The sequence below is a fragment of the Mucilaginibacter sp. GW821-FHT07G05 genome (assembly GCF_059418565.1).
Genome location: NZ_JBWKQC010000010.1, coordinates 220,662 through 227,614, shown reverse-complemented (window position 1 = coordinate 227,614; position 6,953 = coordinate 220,662). Strand labels below are relative to the sequence as shown.

Sequence of the window (6,953 nt, the reverse complement as noted above, 5' to 3'; positions counted from 1 at the left end):
TCGTTCAGCAGTTTCAGCGCGTTCCATTGTTTGGGGTTATGGCTGGCAGTTAATATAATACCGCCTGCCGCCTGTTCCAACGGAACGGCTATTTCTACCGTTGGGGTGGTGGATAAGCCCAGGTCTACCACATCTATACCTAAGCCTTGCAACGTGCCGATCACCAGGTTATTTACCATAGTGCCCGAAATGCGGGCATCCCTGCCCAGTACTATTTTCTTTATTCCTGTTCTTTTTACCGCCCAGCTGCCATACGCTGATGTGAATTTTACGATGTCTATGGGTGTAAGGCCGTCTCCTGCCGGGCCGCCTATTGTACCCCGGATGCCTGATATTGATTTGATTAACGTCATTTGTTGTGCTTAAAGTTTTAGTCGAACTTCCATTTTACAAAGGCCTCAATGGCTTCGTATTCCGCAAGTCCCAGTTCATTGTATAATCGTGCGGTTTCGCGGGTACGGTCTTCTGCCCTCACCCAAAATTCGCGCGCGTCATCCCCCGGGAAAACCGGGATATCTTTTTGCGATTGGTGTTTGAAGATAGCCAAACGTTTACGCTCTACCTCCTGTGGCGAAAGCGGCACGGCCATTTCTATCTCGTGGATCTCAAACTCGTGCCATGCGCCACGGTACAGCCACAACCAGCAATCTTTAGTCCAGGCTTCAGTTTTACGCAAACGTGTAAGGGCTTCCAGTATGATCTCAAAGCATATTTTATGTGTACCATGCGGATCGGCAAAATCGCCGGCGGCAAATATCTGGTGCGGTTTCACCTTTTGCAGCAATGCCATGGTTTGCTGTATATCGGCCTCGTACGAGTAATTCTTTTCTACCTTGCTGCCATCGTAAAATGGCAGGTCCATAAAATGAATGTTTTCGTCTCTTAAACCTGATAGACGCGCCCCTGCTACGGCCTCCCCTTTCCTGATCAGCCCTTTTATGGTTTTCAGCTCTTTGGTATCCGACTGGTTAGGTTGCTTGCTTTTCACAAACGCGGTGGTCGACGCGTATAGATCAGTCAGGTAGGTAACATCCTGACCTGTTGATTTGGCAAAATCTATAGAAAACTCGATATAGCGCAGGGCATCATCATCCCAAACGGCGGTATTACCCGATGTTTGGTAGGCCACATGCACATCGTGCCCCTGATCGGCCAGGCGAATGAAGGTACCGCCCATCGAAATTACATCGTCATCAGGATGCGGTGAAAACACGATAGAACTCTTCACCTGTGGCAAAGCACGCTCGGGGCGCTGACTGTCATCGGCATTAAATTTACCACCCGGCCAGCCTGTAATGGTATGCTGTATATTATTAAATATGCGGATATTGATATTATACACCGGCCCAAACTCGGTAGCCAGTTGCGACATGCCGTTGGTATTATAATCGTTTTCGGTGAGTTTAAGTACAGGTTTTTGCAGCGTTTTGGCCAGCCATATTACCGCCTTTTTAATCAGTATATCTGTCCAATGGCAATCTTTTACCAGCCACGGCAGGTTAAAACGGGTTAGCTCAACAGCGGCATCCTCGTCAATAACAAACTCCGTATTGGCCGACATTTGCAGGTAGGTAGCAGGCACATCTGTTGATATGCCACCCTCAACCGCCTTTTTTATAATAGATGCCTTCTTCTCATTCCAGGCCATCAGTATAATTTCGCGGGCCTTAAAAATAGTGCCGATACCCATGGTAATGGCTTTTTTAGGCACGTTATCCTTTCCGCCAAAATCTTTAGAAGCATCCCTGCGGGTAAGATCGTTCAGCGTAACCAGGCGCGTGCCTGAATTGGGCGCTGAACCCGGCTCGTTAAAACCGATATGGCCTGTACGGCCTATACCCAGTATTTGCAAATCGATACCGCCATAACTGTTTATCTTTTGCTCGTAGGCCAAACAAAAATCGGCTATATCTTCCTGCGCCAATGTGCCGTCGGGTATGTTTACGTTGGCTATATCTATGTCCACATGATCGAACAGGTTTTCCTTCATAAAACGGACGTAGCTTTGTTCGGCATCGGGCAGTATCGGGTAATACTCATCCAGGTTAAAGGTGACCACGTTGTTGAAGCTCAAACCTTCCTCTTTATGTAAGCGGATCAGCTCCTTATACACTTTTATGGGCGATACACCCGTTGCAAGGCCTAAAACGGCCGTTTGGTTGTTTTGCTGTTTGTCTTTTATCAGCTTAGCTATCCTGTGTGCAATTGCAATACTTGCCTCGCTATCATCGGGGTATATTTTTACCGGGACCTTTTCGTAGCGGGTTTCTTCTAACAAGTTTATTTTTAGCATTTTATCAGATGTTTTGGTTTTATGCCGTCGCCTGCTCATATTTTAAACAGCGCACAGCAGTAACACTACCGTGCGGAACCCTGCATTTTGCAGGGCCGCCGGTTATTATATATTGTATCAGGGTTAATTATTTACCGGCGCTTAAAAAGCGCCGGTTGTCAGTTAAAATGATCTTGCTTAAAATCCGCTATCGTCAAGCGCGAAAGTATTTTTACGCTCCTTCCATTTACCCGCGGTAAAATCAGGGAATTGCTGCGGCGTGTTGCCATCGGCAATTGATTTTTCTGATAACGGGGTGATCACGCTCATGGTTAACGAATCGTAAATATCTATAGGGGTTTGCTTGCGTTGCTTAACCGATTGTACAAAGGCGTTAAACACAAACCAGTCCATACCGCCGTGGCCTGCGCCTTCGGCTTCACTCTGGAATTTTTTCCAAAGCGGGTGGTCGTATTTTTCGGTCCATACATCGGCTTTATCCCACTGATCGTAGTTCTTTGATTTATCCTCAATGTAAATAGCGTCGGCTACATCCATCCATAAACCCTCGGTACCCTGCACCCTGAAACCTATTGAATACGGGCGTGGCAAGTGCGTATCGTGTGTTAATGTTACGGTTTCGCCATTAGCGCAATTGAGCATGGTAGTTACAATATCGCCGTTTTTGAATTTGATATTGGCATTTTTATTACCCGGCGATACCTTTTTGATGTAGGCATTTAAACCCGGAGATTTTGAAGCGAACGATACCAGGTTGGTGAAACGGTTGCCGCGGTTAATGTCAACATAGTTCATGATGGGGCCAATACCGTGGGTTGGGTAGATATCGCCGTTCCTGTCAATGTTGAATTGGGTACGCCATTGCGCTTCGCCCATGGTATTCGGCCCAAACTCGGCTCCTTTGCCGTTAAAGCTTTTGCCATCGTTAAAGAAAATACCGCGCAGGTCGTGCTGGTAACCGGCCTCTAAATGCACCAGTTCGCCAAAAAGGTTTTGCCTCACCATGTTCAGCACCGCCATTACATCACGACGGTAGCAAACGTTCTCCAATGTCATGTATGGTACTTTGGTTTCCTGGTATACTTTTAAAATATCCCAGTGATCCTGCACGGTAATACCGGCAATTACCTCGCAACCTACATATTTGCCCGCACGCATGGCATCAATAGCCTGCGCCTTGTGAAACTGCCACGGTGTAGCGATGATCACGGCATCAATATCTTTCCTGTCCAGCAGTTTCTTGTAGGCATCCAGTCCGCCGGTGTATTCGGCAGGCAGTTTTTTGTTGGCCTTTACAAACTGTTCGCGGCAATATTTAAGTGAGCTTTCCTGTATATCACAGATAGCTACAATTTCAACATCCGACCGTAATAAACCTTCACCAATGTGGTTACGCCCACGTAAACCAACACCAATGTATCCTAAACGTACTTTATCGGCATCCCTTGCAAATAATGTTCCTGAAGGCAATATTGTTAACCCCGCTAATCCAACCACGCTGTTTTTAACAAAATCTCTGCGATCCATAAAATTCAATTTTAATTTGTTTGTTTATTGTGATTTATAATGATTTGTTTAATAACTGTTTGCCCACTTTGTGCCCGCTGATGGCGTAATAACCTATCATGAGGTAAATGGGTATCAATATGATATAGGCATGGTGCAGGCTGAATTTATCTGCCAGAAAACCATAAGCTACCGGCAATACCGCGCCGCCCGCAATACCCATAATTAATAATGATGAACCTATTTTGGTATACTTGCCCAATCCCGATAACGCCATTGGCCACAAGGCCGGCCATACCAGCGAATTAGCCAGGCCCAGCAAAGCTATCATCGCTACCGATACAAAACCGGTGGTAACCAATGCCAGTACAGAAAGAATGAGCCCAAGCAAAGCACAAAGCTTCATGGCGTTTTCCTGGCTGATGAACTTAGGGATGCAAGTAATACCGATAAAGTAGCCCAGCAGCATACATACCAGCGTACCCGTTGTAAAATATTTAGCCGCGCTTAATGCTATCCCCTGCGATGCACCGTAGTTAATAATGGTATCACCGGCTATAACCTCGGCCCCTACGTACAAGAACAAGGTAAGTACGCCCAATAATAAATGCGGGTATTGAAACACACTTGTTTTGCCTGCTCCTGTTTCGGTAACGCTGTCTTCTTTATCGGTATCAACTTCCGGCAATGCCGAATAGTAAATAAGCGCAGCAAGTATGAGCAGCACTACCACGATAACTATGTACGGAACAATTACTCTTGAAGCAAGTTCATTAAGCTCGTTCAGTTTTGTGGCAAGATCCATTTGAGTAAGGCGGGCTTTTAAACCATCGGCATCTTTAAGGGTGATGGCTCCTAATATGATAGGTGCTATGGCCCCTGCTATTTTGTTGCTGATCCCCATAATGCTGATGCGTTTCGCAGCGCTTTCGGGTGGCCCTAATATGGTGATGTATGGATTTGAAGCCGTTTGCAATAACGCTAAACCCGAGCCCTGTACAAATAAGCCTAACAAAAACAAGGTATAAGTGCGTGTAAGCGCGGCCGGGATAAATATCAATGCACCGATAGCCATAACCCCCAGCCCTAACGACATACCTTTTTTAAACCCGGTTGAATTTAGTATCCACGATGATGGAATTGCCATTACAAAGTAGGAAATGTAGAACGAAAAGGCTACCAAATAAGCTTCGGTATTATTTAACTCGCAGGCCAGTTTCAGGTACGGAATAAGTACCGAATTTAACCATGTAATGAACCCGAAAATAAAGAACAGGATACCGATGAGCACAATAGGGCTCAGTTTTGATGTAGGATTTGAAGTGGTGGTTACTGACATTTAATGCTGATAATTAGTATGTGGAAATGGCTATAGTTTTCGGATTGAATTTGATCTCTTTAAAAAACCCGCTTAAATGAAAATTGGGTTGTGTGGCCTCAATATTGTTCCAGCACAGGTAATGCGGCACCGGCAAATCGTCGCCGCATTTGTATACGTTAACCCTTGCCTGGGTTTGCGATAGCTGCAAACCGGGATGAAAACAAAACACCGATTTAGGGATACACAAGGTAAGCTGCCAATCTACCAGACCTGAAAAAGCATTTGTTTTAAGCTGCGCCTGATGATTGATACTTTTTAATATAGCCCCCGAAATAAATACCCTATCCGTTTTGCCTTCGCCATATTGGGCAAGGCAATTGCCCGCGCAGTTAAACTCCAGGTTATAGTAGCGCGTATCGTTATCAAAAGCGATGAAAAACTCCACACAGCTATCCTTATAAACAGGGTCGTTCAGTTTATTGTATTTAGCGCTGATATTTTGCTCGGTAACGTAGTATTTTAAAAATAGGTAGTCGTCATTATAAGCTAAAGAGAACGACGCCTGCACTGCCGCCTCATCTGCAGCCCATGGCGAATTGATTATCTGCTGCGCCGGGTATTGATCCAGCGAAGCCGATACATAGTCGGTAAGCCTGTATGCCTGTACGTTATCCGTATTTAAATGAGGTATCGTCATTGTTCAGGCTTGTTTTTGCTGATAAACTGCCATTTCGTTATTGATGATCGTTTGCAAGGCATCCGCGTTTTCGTGCAGTAACTTATGCAATTGCAGCTGGGCCCTGGTACGCTGCAAATTATGAGCATCAAATTTCACCTTAAAGTAATGATCTCCGCTGATATAATCGGTTAAAAAGCGCACCGCCTGCATATAAGGCAATAATAAAGCCCCCATCACCAGCGAATCAACCTCGCTGCCGGTTAAAAACTGCCCTGCCTCTTTTAAATAGCCTTTGGTATAAGCCTCAAACAAGGGCATGTTTAGTTTTATCTTATCCAGGTCGGCTTCGTCTTCGGCGGCGGTATTGATGATGGTACGTATGGCATCGCCAAAATCATAAGCGATATAACCATCCATCACCGTATCCAGGTCGATAACGCATTGTGCCTGATCGTTCTTGTCTAACAGCACGTTATTAAACTTGGTATCGTTATGGGTTACTCTTTTTGGCAAAGCAAGCTGCTGCTGTGGTTGCTGAAAGTACAGCATTTGCTGCGCGTGGGTAGAAATGTATTCCAGTTCGGGCAATACCTTTTTCATCCTGTCTAAAGCATCGGTACCGGCGGCTTCGTTCAATGCCGCGAGACGTTTTTGGATATTATGAAAATCCGGGATCACATCGAACAATAATCCCGACGGAAGATCGGACAGCATCTTTTGGAACTTACCAAACGCTTCACCACCCTGAAATGCCTGCGTGGTGTTCTCCACCACATCATAACTGCGGGTATCCTTTAAAAACAGGCACAAACGCCAGTAATCGCCGGTTGAATCCCGGTAATAATACTTACCGTCAATGGCAGGTATCAGGGTCATCACCTCCTTATCCGGATCGCCCGCGCCTTGTGTTTCCACCTTGCTTTTCAGGTGCGCTATCACCCTGCACATATTTTGGGTTAGTTGATCAACATCCTTAAAAATATGGTGATTTATGCGCTGTAATAAATAATCCTCCCCCGAAGTTGCACTGTTTTTAAGAAAATAAGTATCGTTGATATGCCCCGAGCCAAACGCCCTTAACGATTCAACATCAACCTCACAGTTAAAATTTGATACAACCTCCACTATGTTAGCTACGCTTTGCACAATATATA

At 45.4% G+C, this 6,953-nt stretch carries 5 protein-coding genes and 1 pseudogene; all 6 read right to left on the bottom strand.

Annotated elements, in window-relative coordinates; genetic code table 11:
- Nucleotides 1–353, bottom strand: a pseudogene (locus AC07NA_RS22400) (phosphoglucosamine mutase); the annotation flags it as partial.
- 17 nt (nucleotides 354–370) lie between these two features.
- Nucleotides 371–2,332, bottom strand: coding sequence for a glucosamine-6-phosphate deaminase (gene nagB / locus AC07NA_RS22395; RefSeq protein WP_494899925.1), 1,962 nt, complete (start codon nucleotides 2,330–2,332; stop codon nucleotides 371–373).
- 138 nt (nucleotides 2,333–2,470) lie between these two features.
- A complete protein-coding gene (locus AC07NA_RS22390; RefSeq protein ID WP_345209801.1) occupies nucleotides 2,471–3,820 on the bottom strand; it encodes a Gfo/Idh/MocA family protein in 1,350 nt (449 codons plus the stop codon).
- Nucleotides 3,821–3,854: 34 nt separating this feature from the next.
- Nucleotides 3,855–5,138, bottom strand: a complete 1,284-nt coding sequence (locus tag AC07NA_RS22385) for a sugar MFS transporter (RefSeq protein WP_494899924.1) — start codon at nucleotides 5,136–5,138, stop codon at nucleotides 3,855–3,857.
- Between the two features lie 13 nt (nucleotides 5,139–5,151).
- The gene (locus AC07NA_RS22380; RefSeq protein ID WP_494899922.1) at nucleotides 5,152–5,817 is read right to left on the bottom strand and encodes a carbohydrate-binding family 9-like protein; all 666 of its coding nucleotides are present in this window, start codon (nucleotides 5,815–5,817) and stop codon (nucleotides 5,152–5,154) included.
- Between the two features lie 3 nt (nucleotides 5,818–5,820).
- On the bottom strand, nucleotides 5,821–6,945 hold the full coding sequence (locus AC07NA_RS22375) for a phosphotransferase enzyme family protein (protein WP_494899921.1): 1,125 nt from the start codon (nucleotides 6,943–6,945) through the stop codon (nucleotides 5,821–5,823).
- Nucleotides 6,946–6,953: the final 8 nt, after the last annotated feature.

Coding starts and splice junctions, on each gene's coding strand:
- AC07NA_RS22385 (WP_494899924.1), bottom strand. CDS start 5,138: ATGTCAGTAACCACCACTTCAAATCCTACATCAAAACTGAGCCCTATT.
- AC07NA_RS22380 (WP_494899922.1), bottom strand. CDS start 5,817: ATGACGATACCTCATTTAAATACGGATAACGTACAGGCATACAGGCTT.
- AC07NA_RS22390 (WP_345209801.1), bottom strand. CDS start 3,820: ATGGATCGCAGAGATTTTGTTAAAAACAGCGTGGTTGGATTAGCGGGG.
- nagB (WP_494899925.1), bottom strand. CDS start 2,332: ATGAGCAGGCGACGGCATAAAACCAAAACATCTGATAAAATGCTAAAA.